Here is a 15303-nt window from a genome sequence, read left to right on the forward strand (position 1 = left end):
GACACGTGTCTGAGAACGACAACCTTCTCGATGCTTGGCGTCGCCGCGCCTTCGGCGACGCATCGAAGGCGCCCGACGAGGACGCCACAAACCCGGGCGAGCTCTCCACGCAAGAGCCGGCCGCGACGCAGGCGTCCGTGTCGGCGCCAGTAAGCGCCGACACGGGCGACGAAGCCGCGGACAAAAAAATGACGGAATCGTTCGGCCCCGCCGCTGCAACCGGCGTCGGCGCCCCGGTGTACGCGCCCGTCGCCGCAGAAGAAACCGAGCCGCAGGCGGCGGGAAGCGAGGAAGAGCCCGTGGCAAAAAAGAAGCGCAAGTGGCCCATCGCCGTCGGCGCCGTCGTAGCGCTCGCCGCCGCCTACACCGGAGCTCAGGCCTACCTCGGCGGGCATATTGCCTCCGGAACCACCGTCGCCGGCGTCCCCGTGGGCGGGCTCTCCCAGCAGGCCGCAGCCGAGAAGATCGGCCCGGCGCTCGCGGATCAGCTCAAGGCAAAGCGCGAAGTTGTGGTGGGCGAGAAGAAAACCTCAATCGACCCAGTCGCAATGGGCATGGAAATCGATGACGATGCCACGCTTGGCTCGCTGACAGGCTTCACCATGAACCCTTCGCGTATCATCGCCGAATTTAACGGCACCAAGAACGAGCCGGCCGTCCTGAAGGCCGACGATGCCAAGCTCGCCTCCGTTCTCGAGGCCGCGGCAAAGGAAACCAACACTGCCCCCGTCGATGCGAAGCTCTCGCTCGAGGGCGGCAAGGCAAGTGTCACGCCCGAGAAGGTGGGCCACGGAATCAAGGTGTCGGACGCGAAGAAGGAAGTGCTCTCCGGCTGGCTCGGAACGAGCGGTCCGATCACTCTTCCCGTCGATGAACTCGCGCCGAAGGTCACCGCGAAGGACCTGCAGGCCTTTGCCGATCAGAAGGTCGCACCGCTGCTCTCAGGGCCCGTTTCGGTCACGGTGGGGGACAAGCTCGCCGAACTCGATCCGGCCGCGATCGCCTCTGTTCTCAAAGTGAGCGATGGCGCGAACCCGGAACTTGCCGTGGATGAGGCGAAGCTTGAGAAGACGGTCGTCGAGAAGGTCGGCGATGCGCTTGGCAAGCCACAGGATGCTCGCATCGAAATTGTCGATCATAAGAGCGTGAAGATCGTTCCCTCGAAGGACGGTCAGAGCGTGGAAGCGAAGGCGCTGGCCGGCGATCTCCTTGCGATGAAGGGCGACCGCACGCTCACGGCGAAGGTCTCCACAAAGCCGGCCTCTTTCACTACCGCCGACGCCGAAAAGGCCGGAGTGAAGGAAGTCGTTGCCGAAATCACCACACCGCTCACTTCAGATTCGGTTCGTACAACGAATCTCGTGGTCGGAACCAAGAAGGTGACCGGAACGATCGTGAAACCCGGTGAGCGTTTCGACCTTGGCAAGGCACTCGGCGATGTTGATGCCGAGCACGGCTTCGTTGCCTCCGGTGTAGTGAGCAATGGATTTAACTCCACGGCTATGGGAGGTGGCCTGTCACAGCTGTCGACCAACACCTTCAACGTTGGCTACCGTTCGGGAATGAAGGATATCGCTCACCAGCCGCACTCAAAGTACTTCGAGCGCTACCCCATGGGCCTTGAGTCCACGTTGTGGGAACCGTCGATCAAGATGATCTGGGAAAACAACACCCCCTACACTGCGGTCCTTGATACGTGGGTTGCCGACGGCAAGGTGCACACCAAGCTGTGGTCCACGAAGTACTGGGACGTGAAGATTCATCAAGGCTCCCCGTACGCGTACAAGCAGCCCACAACCCGTGTGAACCACGCGGCTGATTGCGAAGCATCCGGTGCTGGCGGACCGGGCTTCTCGGTGAAGGTTGGTCGTACAGTTTCTCGCGACGGCAAGGTTGAGGAAAACTCCTCGTACGTGTGGACGTACCAGCCCGTCGATGCCGTTCGGTGTGGCTGATTTGTGGAGAGGTGGCCCCGGAGCGTGCATCGTGCGCCCGGGGCCACAGCTTATCCAGGAAACGAAATAGGGAACAAAACTCTTCCGAAAATATGCCGCTGAGCGCTTGGGTGGCGGAAGTTTCCCGCCTAGACTTGAGCGAAGTGACGTAAGTGGAAGGAAGGTCAACGTGACGTACATTATCGCGCTGCCGTGCGTGGACGTGAAGGATCGCGCCTGCGTGGACGAGTGCCCAGTGGACTGCATTTACGAAGGCGAGCGCACGCTCTATATTCACCCTGGTGAGTGTGTGGATTGCGGCGCTTGCGAGCCTGTGTGTCCCGTTGAGGCGATTTACTACGAGGATGACGTGCCGGAAGAGTGGGAGCCGTACATGGCGGTGAACACCGAGTTCTTCGACGAGCTCGGCTCTCCGGGTGGCGCGGCTAAGCTTGGCCCGACCGGCAAGGATCACCCATTCATTGAGGCCCTTCCACCGAACGCCTGAGCGAACTGAATAATGTGAACTGCGGGGTTTCGCGTTAAATCGCGAAACCCCGCGTTTCGTTGCTTGTAGCGTTACTGCTGATCGAGTAGACGCACGGGTGGCTGGACGGGCCGCGGACGGCCGGCGTCACGCTCCCAGAAATCAACAATGTTCAGCCCTAAACTCACCATCATCTTGCGCACCGTCGGAAGAGAAATCCCCACCACCCCATGGTGGTCTCCCTCGATGGAATCGATGAACGGGCCACCCACACCGTCGATCGTGAACGAGCCGGCTACCTCGAGCGGCTCACCCGTTGCGATGTAGGCCTTGATTTGGGCGTCGCTCATCGCCCCCATGTGGATCACTGCCTTCGATACGGCGGAGGTGGAGCGGCCGGTCGAAACGTCGATGAGCGTGTGGCCAGTGAACAGCTCACCGGAGCGGCCACGCATGCGCCTGAGTCGTTCGAATGCCACCTTCGGCGAGTGGGGCTTGCCCACCACTTCGCCCTGGAACGCGAACATGGAATCGCAGGCAACCAAAGCGTCGGGGACGGGCTCTCCAACCTCGCGGCGCTGTACGACGAGCTGGTAGATGGACTGCGCCTTGGCGTTGGCCAGAGCCGAAACCTGCTCGGTGGGGCTCACCTGCGGGTTTGCGATACGCAGGGCATCCAGGATCGCCTCCTCATCGACGTCGGACACTGCGACCCACGGGTCGATCCCGGCAGAAAGCAACGTTTGCCGGCGGGCGGGAGAAGCGGACGCAAGCAGGAGCTTCATCGCAACACCTTCGCCGTCAGATCCAGGCCGAGCGAGCCGAGCGAGAGCGCCTTCATATGCCACGCCTTCAGATCGAAATCGGCCCCTGCCGCCTGGGCGGCTTCGGCGCGCATTTGTTTCCACAGACGGTGGCCGATCTTGTACGACGGCGCCTGCCCGGCCCATCCGAGGTAGCGGTTGAGCTCGAACTGGAGGAACGAGCGGTCCATTGCCACATTGTCCTTCAGGAACTCCCAGGCCACGTCGCGGTTCCAAGTGGGGGAAATGTGGCGGTACTTCTCGGGGGAGGGCTTTTCGAGGTGAACGCCGATATCGAGCACCACGCGCGAGGCGCGCAGGCGCTCCGAATCGAGCACGCCCATGTAATCGCCCGGATCATCCTGGTATCCGAGTTCGGCCATCAGGCCCTCAGCATAGAGCGCCCAGCCCTCGCCGCTTCCCGAGTTCCAGCACATTTCGCGGCGCCAATCGTTGAGCGAATCGGCGAGGTAGGTGGCCAAGCCCACTTGTAGGTGGTGGCCCGGCACGCCCTCGTGGTACACGGTGGTTTTCTCCTGCCAGAGGTTGAACGTGTCTGTGCCCTCCGGCACCGACCACCACATGCGGCCCGGGCGTGAGAAATCGGACGTGGGGCCGGTGTAGTAAATGGCTCCCGTGCCCGAGGGGGCGATCATGCATTCAATGGTTTTGAGCGGCTGGGGGATATCGAAGTGAACGCCGTCCAGATCGGCGAGCGCCTGATCTGCGGTGGTCTGCATCCAGCGCTGGAGCTCCTCAGTGCCGTGGGCTTGGCGGGCCGGATCGGCGTTGAGGCGCTCCATCGCCTCCGCTACCGACACGCCCTCGCCGTAGAGCGTTCGCGCCACTGCCTCCTGTTCGGCAACGATGCGTGTGAGCTCAGCGACGCCCCACTCATACGTTTCGTCCAGGTCCAGGTGGGCGCCGGTTGACGTGCGGATGCGGCGCTCGTAGCGCTCGTGCCCAAACGCGTCCTTTTGCGCGCCGTGCGGCGCAACTTCCGTCTTCAGGAACTGGGACAGGCGAGCGTAGGCTGCGCGGGCGGCGTCGGCGCCTTCCTTGAGTGCGGAGGCGTTCGCCGGCGACGCCGAAGCTCCGCGGGCGGCCAGCGCCGCGAGTTGGCCTTCTTCGGAGGCTTTCTGGGCGGTTTCCGCGATCGCGAGCTCGATCTGGTGAAGGGCGGTAGGTGCGCCACCTGCGACGCGGTGCGCGAGCGCATCCTCGTAGCCGGCAAGCGCGGCGGGCACTGCGGACAGACGGCGGGCGATCGTTGCCCAGTCGGCGTCTGTTTCCTGGTTCATCAGGTCGAAGATTTCGGCTGTGCCCTGGATCGGGGAGGCGATGTTGTTAATGTCCGCGTATTCGCCGGCTTCGAAGTACTCGACCTCGAGGGCGAGCTGTTCTGATAGGGCCGCTTTGGTAATTTCGTCGTTCTCATTTTCGGGCGTGAGAGCGCTGAGCGCGGTGAGCTGATTGCGGGCGAAATCGGCGCGGGCGGCCTCGCCGGCGAAGGAAAGATCGGAGAAAGTGCCCTCGTCGGCGCCGGGGCGGCCGAGTGAGGTAACGTATTCCGGTTGCGAGTCCAGGACCTTCTGGACGTGCTCGTTGGCAAACTGATCGATTTGAGTTGTCATAGAGCCAGTTTAGCCTGACCTGTGCCAGCCTTTGACACCGTGGGAGCAGTTGCTAAGATTGGGATGTGATGGAAGCCACAGGAACGAACGGGGAGCCGGAGATCGGCAAGGTTGAGCGTTATACGCAACACCTCACCGACGGCGCACCCCAGTACACGCTGAAAGAAGCCGCCGAACGCGCCGGTACCTCCACGGAGATCGTGCGTATGTTCTGGCGCTCCATGGGCTTCCCGGCGATCCAAAGCGAAGAAAAGCCAATTTTCACCGCCTACGATGTGGACGTCATCCGCGCCCACCAGGAGATGGCGAACCTCGGTAGCGCGGATTCCACCGCGATGAACTCCCTGATCCGCGCGCAATCCTATTTTGCGGACCGCCAGGTGCTGTGGCAGTACGAAGCCCTCGTGGAGATGGCGGCCAAGCGCTTCGGCGTGGACGAAATCTCGGCCCGCTACTACGTGCTCGATCACTTCGGTCAATACGAAGAGTTCCTCATGTATCAAATGAAATACGCCTGGCGGCGCCACCTCGCCGCGTTCTTGCGACGCACCGAAGTGGAGCTCGAGAACATGCATTTCGACGAGGACGTCGAGATGCCTCTCATCAGGGCCCTCGGATTCGTGGATCTCGTGAGCTTTACGAACACGTCTGAAAAGCTCACCCCGCACGAGTTGGCTGAGCTCATCCAAACCTTCGAGTTCACGTGCAGAGACGTGATCTCCTCCTATGGTGCGCGCACGGTGAAAATGGTGGGAGACGCCGTGCTCTATATCGCCGACGATCTCCTCACCGGCGTTCGTGCAGTCACCGGCCTGATCAGCGCGCTCAACGACGCTCCGGATATGCCCAACGTCCGTGCTTCGCTCGTGTGGGGCGGAGTGCTCTCGCGTTTCGGGGATGTCTTCGGTCCGAACGTCAATCTCGCTTCACGCCTGTGCTCGGTCGCCCCGCAGGGCGGCGTCCTCCTCGATTCGGAAACCGCCACCGCCGTCGCGCGGCTCGCACGGCCCGGGCTGGAAGTTTCGCCCTCCGACGACGTCGAACTGCGCGGAATCGGAGCGGTTTCAACTTTCACGTTGCGCGAGTTGCGCTAGTTCTGAATTTCTCCTTGTAAACTAGAAAAATGCGTGGAGAGGGGAACAGTATGGCAAAAGTGGTGCTGGTAGAAGATGACGCGGCGATTAGTGGGCCGCTGGTTCGCGCCCTCACGCGCGAAGGCTACGAGGTGGTGGCCGCATCGAGTGGTGCCGAAGGTATCGCGGCAACCGCAGCTCCGGTTGATCTGGTGATCCTCGATCTCGGCTTGCCGGATATGGACGGCCTCGACGTTGCCCGGCGTATCCGCCATGCGGGCCTTGCCGTCCCGATCCTCATTTTGACGGCACGTACTGAAGAAATCGACATGGTGGTTGGGCTCGACGCCGGTGCGGACGACTACGTAACAAAGCCGTTCCGGCTTGCTGAACTGCTTGCTCGCGTCCGCGCCCTCCTTCGGCGCGCCTCGCCGTCGGAAAACTCGGTGGGCACGCTCGAGGCGCAGGACGTGCGCATCGATCCGGTGGCGCACCGCGCCTACCTTGCCGAATCCGAACTCTCACTCACCGGCAAAGAGTTTGAGCTGCTCATGATTTTGGTGCGCAACGCGGGCCGAGTGGTTTCGCGCGACGCGCTTATGGCCGAGGTGTGGGGCGACAGCGCCGACACTTCGACGAAGAAACTCGACATGCACATCTCATGGTTGCGCCGTAAGCTCGGCGATTCGCCGGCCCGTCCACACTATATTTCCACGGTGCGTGGCATGGGATTCCGGTTCGAGAATGCGTAAGATCCTCGTCCGCCAAATCACCGCCGTCGTTGCCGTGACGGTGCTCATCCTTGGCGTGCCTGCCACGCTCTTCGCCGCTAGCTACCTCTCTGCCCAGCTTGCCGAAGAAAACTGGCACTACCAGATGCTGTGGGAAGTGGGTCGCCTTGTGCTTGGCATGGTCGTGCTCTCACTCATCGCGCTCGCGGTGGGCATTGCAATGGCTGTGAGGCGGGCCGGCGAGCTTTCCGCCCCGCTCGTGTATCTCGCGGCGAGCGCCGAACAGCTCGGCGGCGGGAACGTTCGCCCTCACGTCGCCACCACCGGGATCGAAGAAATCGACCTCGTCTATCAAGAGATCGAGCGCACGGCAGACCGGCTCGCGGGCAGGCTGTCCGCCGAACGCCAGTTCTCTGCCGACGTCGCCCACCAACTTCGCACGCCACTCTCGGCGCTCTCGATGCGCCTCGAAGAAATCCAGTACCTCACCGATTCGGACGACGTGCGCGAAGAAGCTGAAGCAGCGCTCGGGCAAGTCGAACGGCTCACCGGCGTCGTGAACGAGCTGATGCGCGGAGCGCAACGCGAGATCACCACGCGCCCCACCGACGTGCGGGAAGTGTTCGTCCAGCAAAAGGCAGAGTGGAGCGCCAAGTTCGCTGCCGAGGGGCGAGCGCTCACATTCGTTGGGGGAGAGTGCTCGGTCCTGTCTGCGCCCGGCTCGCTTTCGCAGATCCTCGCCACGCTCATCGAGAACTCGCTCGTCCACGGCGACGGCGAAACGCGTGTGAGCGCCGTCGCAGCCGGCCGGCACACCAACATCAAGGTGATCGATGAAGGCGCGGGCGTGGCGCCCGAGATCGCGGACGATATTTTCGACAAAGGCTACTCCGGCGCTGGATCTACAGGGATCGGGCTGGCCGTTGCACGCGAACTCGCCCAGGCCGATGGCGGGCGTCTGACGCTCACATCAATGGCGCCGGCCGAGTTCACCATCACGCTTATGTGCGTGCCCACGTCTCTCGCCCCGCAACAGGTGCTACCCACGGGCTCGCTCGTATTCGCCACCCCGCGCCGCAAGCGGCGCTAGTAAGGGCGGCCCGGCCCGCGCAACTTTCTGGCAACAAGTGGAAAGTTGCTTGTCGCATTCCTGGCTCCTCGAGAAGATTGACGTAACAGGCCGATGTGGATTCGGCAAGGAAGTCAATGAGGACCGGATGAAACTAACAATCAATGGACTTGCGGAGCGCGCGAAGTACGAGGCAGCGGGAGTGTCCGTGCCGAGCTTCGATGTTGCAACCATGCAGCAACAGGGGAAAGAAAATCCGCGCTGGGTGCACATCGGCCCAGGCAACATTTTCCGTATTTTTCTAGCACGTATTGCACACGACATGATCGCGAACGGTGAATTTTGGCCGATCGCGGGCGTGCTCCCGATGCAAGCCGAAGAGTTGGACGTGCAGCTCGCCGCCCACGATCTTCTCACCCTGGGGGTGACGCTGAACCCGGATGGCAGCCGCGATCTCGACGTGATCGCGGGCCTCTCCGAGGCCGTCGCCACCCGCCGCGAGGAGGGCTTCGCCCGCTTCGTCGAGCTGATGGAGGCGCCGTCGGTCACGCTGTGCTCCTTCACGGTGACGGAGAAAGGCTACGCGATACACGATTCTCGCGGCGAGCTGCAGGAGGCGGTGCGCGAGGCGTTCGAAGCCGATCCGCTCGCCTACCATCCTCACACGATGGTCCTCGTGGCGGGGGCGCTCTACGCGCGTTTTAACGCCGGAGCCACGCCGATCACGATGCTTTCCACCGATAACTTCTCCCACAATGGCGATAAGTTGCGCGATTCGATCCTCACGATCGCGCGCGGCTGGGAGGCAGCCGGCAGCGTCCCCGCCGAGTTCGTGGACTACGTCGCGGACGATACACGCGTGGCGTTCCCGATCTCCGTGATCGACAAGATCACGCCACGCCCGTCCGAGAAAATCGCCACTGACCTGGCCGAGCTCGGATTCACTGACATGGGCCTCGAGGCGCCCTTCGGCACCCCTCTGGCCGGCTTCGTCAACGGTGAACCCACCGAATACCTGATCATCGAGGACAAGTTCGCGGCCCCCCGACCGCCGCTCGAGGAATACGGCGCCGCGATCGTGGACCGCCAGGTGTGCGACGACTTCGAGAACATGAAGGTCACTACCTGCCTCAACCCGCTCCACACCGCGCTCGCGATCTCCGGCACGCTACTCGGTTACCCCACGATCGACGCCGAGATGCGCGACGGCGCGCTGGCCGAGATGGTGCGCCGCCTCGGATACGATGAGGGCCTGCCCGTGGTCACCGACCCAGGCATCGTGGCCCCCGCCGACTTCCTGCGCGAAGTGCTCGAGGTGCGTTTCCCCAACCGGTTCCTCCCGGATCAGCCGCAACGCATCGCGATGGACACCTCGCAAAAGCTCCCGATCCGCTACGGCGAGACGATTAAAAAGTACATTGACCGCGGGCTCAACCTCGACGATCTTGAGGTAATTCCGCTGGTATTCGCACTGTGGGCGCGCTACCTCATGGGTGTGGCCGACGACGGCGCACCCATGGCAATGCCGAGCGACCCGCTCCTGGAGGAACTGATGGAGTTGCTCTCCGGCGTCGCGCTCGGCGGCGCCGACGAGGAAGGAACCGACGACGCAACGGAAACTCCCGACGCGCCTCGCGCCACCGACGTCGACGTGCACGCCGCCCTCGAGCCCCTCTTGTCCAACCCAACGATTTTCGGGGTGAACCTCTACGAAACCCCGCTCGCGGCCAAGGCGGAAGCCCTGTTCGCACGCATGATCACGAAACCCGGCGCTGTGCGCGCCACTCTGAACGAGGAGATGAACGCATGAAGATGAGCTTCCGCTGGTATGGCGAAGGATACGACCCGATCCCACTGCAGTACATCAAGCAGATCCCGGGCATGACCGGCGTGTTTGGGGTGCTCTCGCAGTACCAGGCCGGCGAGGTCTGGGAAGAGGCGGAGATTAAGAAGCTGGTCGACCAGGTGCGTGGTGCGGGCCTGGAACTCGAAGTGATCGAGTCCGTGAACGTGCATGAGGACATCAAGATGGGCCTGTCCACCCGCGATCAGTACATTGAGAACTACAACAAATCCTTGGAGAACCTGGCGAAGTACGGTATCAAAACCGTGATTTACAACTTCATGCCGGTGTTCGATTGGCTGCGCACAGAGCTCGCCTACGAACATGAGGACGGCGCCACCGCCCTGTACTACAACGACGCCGACATCCAGGGCATGACCCCGCGCGACATTGTGGAGAATACGGCGAAGGAATCGGGCGGGCTCACCCTGCCCGGTTGGGAGCCGGAGCGTTTGGAACGCCTGGACGAAGTGATGAAGATCTACCAGGACATCGACCACGCGAAGTTGCGCGATAACTTCCGCTACTTCCTTGAGGGCGTGATCCCCACGGCCGAGAAGGTGGGGATCAAGATGGCCTGCCATCCGGACGATCCGGCCTGGGATCTGTTCGGCCTGCCGCGCATCTACACGAGCCGTGACGACATGGACATTATCGCCAATCTCTACGATTCCACCTACAACGGCTTCTGCATCTGCTCGGGCTCGCTCGGATCGAATCCGGCCAACGATGTGCCGGCGATTTTCCGCGAGTTCGGCGAGCGTGGGCTGATGAACGCGGCGCACGTGCGTAACGTGAAGTACCTCGGCGATCGCATTTTCACCGAGGCTCCGCACCCCTCCGACACCGGCAACCTGGACATGTTCGCCGTCATGGAGGCGATCTACGATACGAACCCGGATGTGGCGGTTCGTCCGGACCACGGCCGCATGATCTGGGGCGAGACGGGCCGCCCCGGCTACCCGCTGTACGATCGCGCGCTCGGCGCCACCTACCTGGTGGGCCTGTTCGAGGCCGTGACAAAGATGAAGGAGCGTGCGTGATGGGCCGGATTCCCGATGCGCTCCCGTTTTTGAGGGAGAACCCGATCGTTCCGGTTGTCGTGATCGACGACGCCGGTGCGGCTGTTGCGACTGCTCAAGCGCTTGTTGCGGGCGGGATTGGTTGCGCCGAGGTGACGTTCCGTACGGATGCCGCGCCCGAGGCGATCGCCGCGATGGCCGGCGTCGAGGGAATGACGGTGGGCGCCGGAACGGTTCTGAACCGGGCGCAAGCCGAGCAGGCTGCCGAGTGCGGAGCGAAGTTCTTCGTCTCGCCGGGTTGGAGCGCCGGCGTCGCCGAGGTGGCGGCCGAGCGTAACATCCCGTATCTCCCGGGCGTCCAGACAGCCACCGAGATCATGATGGCCCTCGAGTGGGGTGCGACGGCGGTGAAGTTTTTCCCTGGCGGCGAGGCTGGTGGCCTGCCGATGGTGAAGGCGTTGCGTGGTCCGTTCCCACACACGGCGTTCGTGCCGTCCGGCGGAGTGAAGCTGGCGAACATGGGTGAGTGGCTGGCGGATCCGGCGATCGCGTCGGTTTCCGGATCGTGGATGGTGGGCCGTGCCCTGATCGGTGGCGGCGAGTTTGAGGAAATCACGCGTCTTTCGCGTGAGGCGAGCGAGAAAGTGAAGGAGATCCGGCGATGAGCGCATTGGCGATCAAGTCCGAGAAGGAGACGGCCTACGACATTGTCTCTCTCGGCGAGGTGATGCTCCGTCTCGACCCGGGCGAGGGGCGCATTCGCACGGCTCGCTCGTTCCGAGCGAGCGAGGGCGGCGGTGAATACAATGTAGCTCGCGGGCTACGTCGAGCGTTTGGTAAGCGTGCCGCCGTTGTCACAGCGCTGGTGAAGGACGAGGTGGGACGCCTCGTCGAGGATCTGATCCTCCAGGGTGGCGTGGACACACGCTTCATTCAGTGGGTGGAGTCCGACGGTGTTGGGCGAGAGGTGCGCAACGGGCTGAACTTCACCGAGCGTGGGTTCGGGATCCGCGGCGCGGTGGGCAACAATGATCGTGGCAACACTGCGGCGATGCAGATGCGCCCCGAGGATATCGACTGGGAGTACCTGTTCGGAGAGCTCGGCGTGCGTTGGTTCCACACGGGTGGCATCTACGCTGCACTGTCTGACGAGTCGGCGGCGACGGCGAAGGCCGCGATGCAAGCCGCGAAGAAGCATGGCACGGTCGTCTCCTACGATCTGAACTATCGTCCGTCGCTGTGGAAGAGCCACGGCGGGCAGGCACGCTGCCAGGAAGTCAACCGCGAGCTCGCGCAGTACGTGGACGTGATGATCGGCAACGAGGAGGATTTCACGGCGTCGCTCGGCTTCGAGGTGGAGGGCGTGAACGAGAACCTCGACAATCTCGAGGTGGAGTCCTTCCGCGCAATGATTGACCAGGTTGCCGAGCAGTTCCCAAACTTCGCGGCGATTGGCACCACGATGCGCCAGGTGCGCACCGCCACAGTGAACGATTGGGGAGCGGTTGCTTGGATGCGTGGCCAGGGCTTCGTTCAGGCGATCCAGCGTGACGGGCTGGAGATCCTCGATCGCGTGGGTGGCGGCGATTCCTTTGCCTCCGGCCTGATTTACGGGCTGATGGAGACGGGCGATATTGACAAGGCCGTCAACTACGGCGCCGCTCACGGCGCGCTCGCGATGACCACGCCAGGCGATACCTCGATGGCGTCCCTCGAGGAGATCGAGAACGTGATGAAGGGTGGGTCTGCGCGCGTTAAGCGCTAATCGACTTGGTTATCAGGTGAAGGGTTTGCGAAAGTGTCGCAAACCCTTCGCTTTTTATTACTGGAAACTTATGGAAACTATTTCGCATGCGTGATTTGTAGTCGCATAATTGCTGTGACCGTAAACAAAGGAGAAATATGCACGACGTCGTGTCGATTCTTGAGGGATACACAAGCGACCTCGAGAACATTTATCTGCATTTGCACCGAAATCCTGAGCTTTCGATGCAAGAGGGAGATACAGCGCGCTTCATCGGTGCGCACCTTGAAGAATATGGTTTCGAAGTCGCCAAAATTGGTGGCGGAATCGTTGGAATTCTGAGCAATGGCAGTGGCCCGAGTGTGCTCTACAGGGCCGACATGGATGGATTACCGGTGAAAGAAGAATCTGGTCTTCCATACGCCTCCGACATAATGCGCAAGAACAGAGAAGGAAATTCAGTTCCTGCAATGCACGCGTGTGGACATGACTTCCACATGACTGCGGGTCTTGGAGTCGCACGTTTCCTTTCGGAACACACGAACGTCTGGAGCGGGACATATGTTGCGCTGTTCCAACCAGGCGAAGAAACAGCTGAGGGTGCCAAAGCGATGGTTGCCGATGGGTTGGTTGAATATGTCCTTGAGCGTACAGAGCAGGGGCGGCTCGATGTTGCGCTTTCTCAGCATGTCTTGACGGTCCCGTGTGCAGGTCACGTGGGCACAGCTGCCGGCCCGGTGCTCTCAACTGCGGCATCGGTACGGATTGTTCTCAATGGGCGCGGAAGCCATGGTTCTATGCCACACCTTGGTGTGGATCCGGTGGTGCTCGCTTCCTCGATTGTGATGCGCCTCCAAGGAATTGTTTCTCGTGAAATCGCTCCGAGTGAATTCGGAGTAGTGACGGTGGGCGCATTACATTCCGGCACTGCTGCGAACGTTATTCCCTCCAGTGCTGAACTTCTACTCAATGTGCGAGCATACTCAAATGAGACCCGCGCGCAGATCATCGCGGCGATCGAGAGGATCGTCAAGGCAGAATGTGAGGCGTCGCGTGCGCATGATCCTGTGATCGAAATCTACGATGAGTTCCCACTCACGAACAACGACCCAGGCGTTGAGGCCACAATCCGTGAAGCGTTTGTCGCTGCCTTTGGCGAGCACCGTGTGGAGCATCTCGATCCAATCACTGCCTCGGAAGATTTTTCCACAATCCCTGACGCTTTCGGTAGCCCCTACTGTTACTGGGGGCTTGGCGGTTTCGCGGAAGGTGACGAGGTGTACCCGAATCACAATCCGCATTTCGCGCCGACACTTCATCCGACTCTCGAAACTGGGGCCGCTGCCGCGACGGTAGCTGCGCTCGCCTATCTTGGAAAGTAAAATAATGGCATCAAAGAACACTTCGCAGCCGACGTCGGGCACCACGTACCAGGGAACAGAGCGGCTTTTGTGGGGCATCGTCCTGGCTGTTCTCACCTACTGGCTCTTTGCAGGTGCATTGGGCAACCTTGTGAGCGTGGTTGTCCAATCTATTGGAACTGCCCACATCTCCGAAGCAATCGTTTCACTCGCTGCTCCACTGGCAGGTTTGTTCTCTGGACTTTTCATCGTGCTTGCGGGAGGGCTGGCTGATCGGATCGGCCGCGTGAAAGTGACGTTGTGGGGTATTGCGATCGGCGCTCTCGGTTCGCTACTTGTCGCATTCTCTGCTGGAGCGGTGGCAATCCCCTTCATGCTGATTGGGCGCGCTCTGCAAGGTATTTCCACCGCCTGTATTATGCCCGCGACGATGGCGTTACTGAAGACGTATTGGGATGGGGCAGGACGCCAACGAGCGGTGTCAATGTGGTCCATCGGATCGTGGGGTGGCTCCGGGCTCTCAGCGATTTTCGGTGGTTTTGTTTCTCAGCGGCTCGACTGGTCCTGGATCTACATCATCTCTGCGATTGTCAGCGTGATTTCTTTCGCCATGATCTGGGGGACCCCGGAATCTCAAGCAGATCGCGTGGAGCGTAAAGCTTTCGATGGTGTGGGAATGGGTATCTTCATGGTTGGGCTCCTTGGACTCATGGTTGCGCTCATTTTTGGTGCCAAGATGCCCGGAGGTGGCTGGGCAAGTCCGGCCACGGTGGCGCTTTTCTCCCTCGCAGTGGTCAGCACTGGGATTTTCGTGTGGTGGGAAAATAAGGTTTCCAACCCTTTTATTGATTTCTCACTCTTTGAGAACAAAACATTCACGGGTGCCACGATTTCAAACTTCATGATCAATGCGACGATCGGTATCCTCAACGTCTCACAGCTTGTGCTCCTCGGTGCACGTGCACGCACCCTTGAGGACTGTGCCTCGCAACTGTGCCGAACCAATTTTGTGGATGCAAATGGTGACGGAATCAATGATCAGTGGCTGTCAACGTGGGACGCGGGCTTGCTGACACTGGGATATGCGATCATGATTATCGGCTTTATTCGCGTGGGGGAGAAACTGCTCCAGCGATACGGAGCGCGCAAGCCGATGATCTGGGGATCCCTCATTGTCATTTTGTCTGGTCTGTTCCTGACGCCCACTTTTGTTGGGCTCGGAACATACCAAGTGCTCGCAGTTATTGGTTACGCGCTTTTCGGTTTGGGCTTGGCATTCTATGCAACGCCTTCGACCGACGCGGCGCTCTCTAATCTGCCTCCGGAAAAAGCGGGAGCCGGCTCGGGAATTTACAAGATGGCATCGTCCCTTGGCGGGGCAATCGGCTTGGCGATCTCGCTGACGATCTTCAACGCGTTGAAGGGAGGAGAGAACGGAGTGACGTACGCCTTGACGATGACTGGTGTACAGGACAATACCTCATTGCGTTTCGCAGGAATGGTTGTGATGCTCGTGAATATCTGTCTCACACTCATTGCAATCGTGTCGATTGTTGCGACTGTTCCAAAGGAAGAAAAGTCGAAGTCGTGAGAGTTGCATAA

General features: G+C 61.2%; 13 protein-coding genes. 11 read left to right on the top strand and 2 right to left on the bottom strand.

What is annotated here, in order from left to right:
- Positions 1 to 5 precede the first annotated feature (5 nt).
- Complete coding sequence (locus P8A24_RS02050) at positions 6 to 1955, top strand: VanW family protein (RefSeq protein WP_278059231.1); 1950 nt, start codon at positions 6 to 8, stop codon at positions 1953 to 1955.
- 169 nt (positions 1956 to 2124) lie between these two features.
- Positions 2125 to 2442, top strand: a complete 318-nt coding sequence (gene fdxA / locus P8A24_RS02055; protein ID WP_278059233.1) for a ferredoxin — start codon at positions 2125 to 2127, stop codon at positions 2440 to 2442.
- 71 nt (positions 2443 to 2513) lie between these two features.
- On the opposite strand, the gene P8A24_RS02060 is transcribed toward fdxA, so the two are convergent.
- Complete coding sequence (locus P8A24_RS02060; RefSeq protein ID WP_278059235.1) at positions 2514 to 3206, bottom strand: Maf family protein; 693 nt, start codon at positions 3204 to 3206, stop codon at positions 2514 to 2516.
- Entirely contained in the window at positions 3203 to 4858 is a 1656-nt protein-coding gene (locus P8A24_RS02065) for a DUF885 domain-containing protein (protein ID WP_278059237.1), read from the bottom strand. The genes P8A24_RS02060 and P8A24_RS02065 overlap by 4 nt, the downstream gene beginning before the upstream one ends.
- Before the next feature lie 68 nt (positions 4859 to 4926).
- Here P8A24_RS02065 and P8A24_RS02070 point away from each other — a divergent pair, with 68 nt between their 5' ends.
- The 9 genes from P8A24_RS02070 to P8A24_RS02110 all read left to right on the top strand — a co-directional run bounded on the left by P8A24_RS02070 (position 4927) and on the right by P8A24_RS02110 (position 15292).
- Positions 4927 to 5952 (top strand): adenylate/guanylate cyclase domain-containing protein, encoded by a 1026-nt coding sequence (locus P8A24_RS02070; protein ID WP_278060161.1) that lies wholly within the window; start codon positions 4927 to 4929, stop codon positions 5950 to 5952.
- 50 nt (positions 5953 to 6002) lie between these two features.
- Positions 6003 to 6683, top strand: coding sequence for a response regulator transcription factor (locus P8A24_RS02075; RefSeq protein ID WP_278059238.1), 681 nt, complete (start codon positions 6003 to 6005; stop codon positions 6681 to 6683).
- Complete coding sequence (locus tag P8A24_RS02080; RefSeq protein WP_278059240.1) at positions 6676 to 7752, top strand: sensor histidine kinase; 1077 nt, start codon at positions 6676 to 6678, stop codon at positions 7750 to 7752. Before P8A24_RS02075 ends, P8A24_RS02080 begins: the two co-directional genes overlap by 8 nt.
- 127 nt (positions 7753 to 7879) lie before the next feature.
- Positions 7880 to 9541, top strand: a complete 1662-nt coding sequence (locus tag P8A24_RS02085; protein WP_278059242.1) for a mannitol dehydrogenase family protein — start codon at positions 7880 to 7882, stop codon at positions 9539 to 9541.
- A complete protein-coding gene (locus P8A24_RS02090) occupies positions 9538 to 10617 on the top strand; it encodes a mannonate dehydratase (protein ID WP_278059244.1) in 1080 nt (359 codons plus the stop codon). The genes P8A24_RS02085 and P8A24_RS02090 overlap by 4 nt, the downstream gene beginning before the upstream one ends.
- Complete coding sequence (locus tag P8A24_RS02095) at positions 10617 to 11261, top strand: bifunctional 4-hydroxy-2-oxoglutarate aldolase/2-dehydro-3-deoxy-phosphogluconate aldolase (protein ID WP_278060163.1); 645 nt, start codon at positions 10617 to 10619, stop codon at positions 11259 to 11261. Before P8A24_RS02090 ends, P8A24_RS02095 begins: the two co-directional genes overlap by 1 nt.
- Positions 11258 to 12361, top strand: coding sequence for a sugar kinase (locus tag P8A24_RS02100; protein ID WP_278059246.1), 1104 nt, complete (start codon positions 11258 to 11260; stop codon positions 12359 to 12361). The genes P8A24_RS02095 and P8A24_RS02100 overlap by 4 nt, the downstream gene beginning before the upstream one ends.
- 137 nt (positions 12362 to 12498) lie before the next feature.
- Entirely contained in the window at positions 12499 to 13722 is a 1224-nt protein-coding gene (locus P8A24_RS02105; protein WP_278059248.1) for an amidohydrolase, read from the top strand.
- A gap of 4 nt (positions 13723 to 13726) precedes the next feature.
- On the top strand, positions 13727 to 15292 hold the full coding sequence (locus tag P8A24_RS02110; RefSeq protein WP_278059251.1) for an MFS transporter: 1566 nt from the start codon (positions 13727 to 13729) through the stop codon (positions 15290 to 15292).
- The last annotated feature ends 11 nt before the right edge of the window (positions 15293 to 15303 follow it).

The organism is Arcanobacterium wilhelmae (genome assembly GCF_029632765.1).
Taxonomy (GTDB): Bacteria; Actinomycetota; Actinomycetes; order Actinomycetales; family Actinomycetaceae; genus Arcanobacterium; species Arcanobacterium wilhelmae.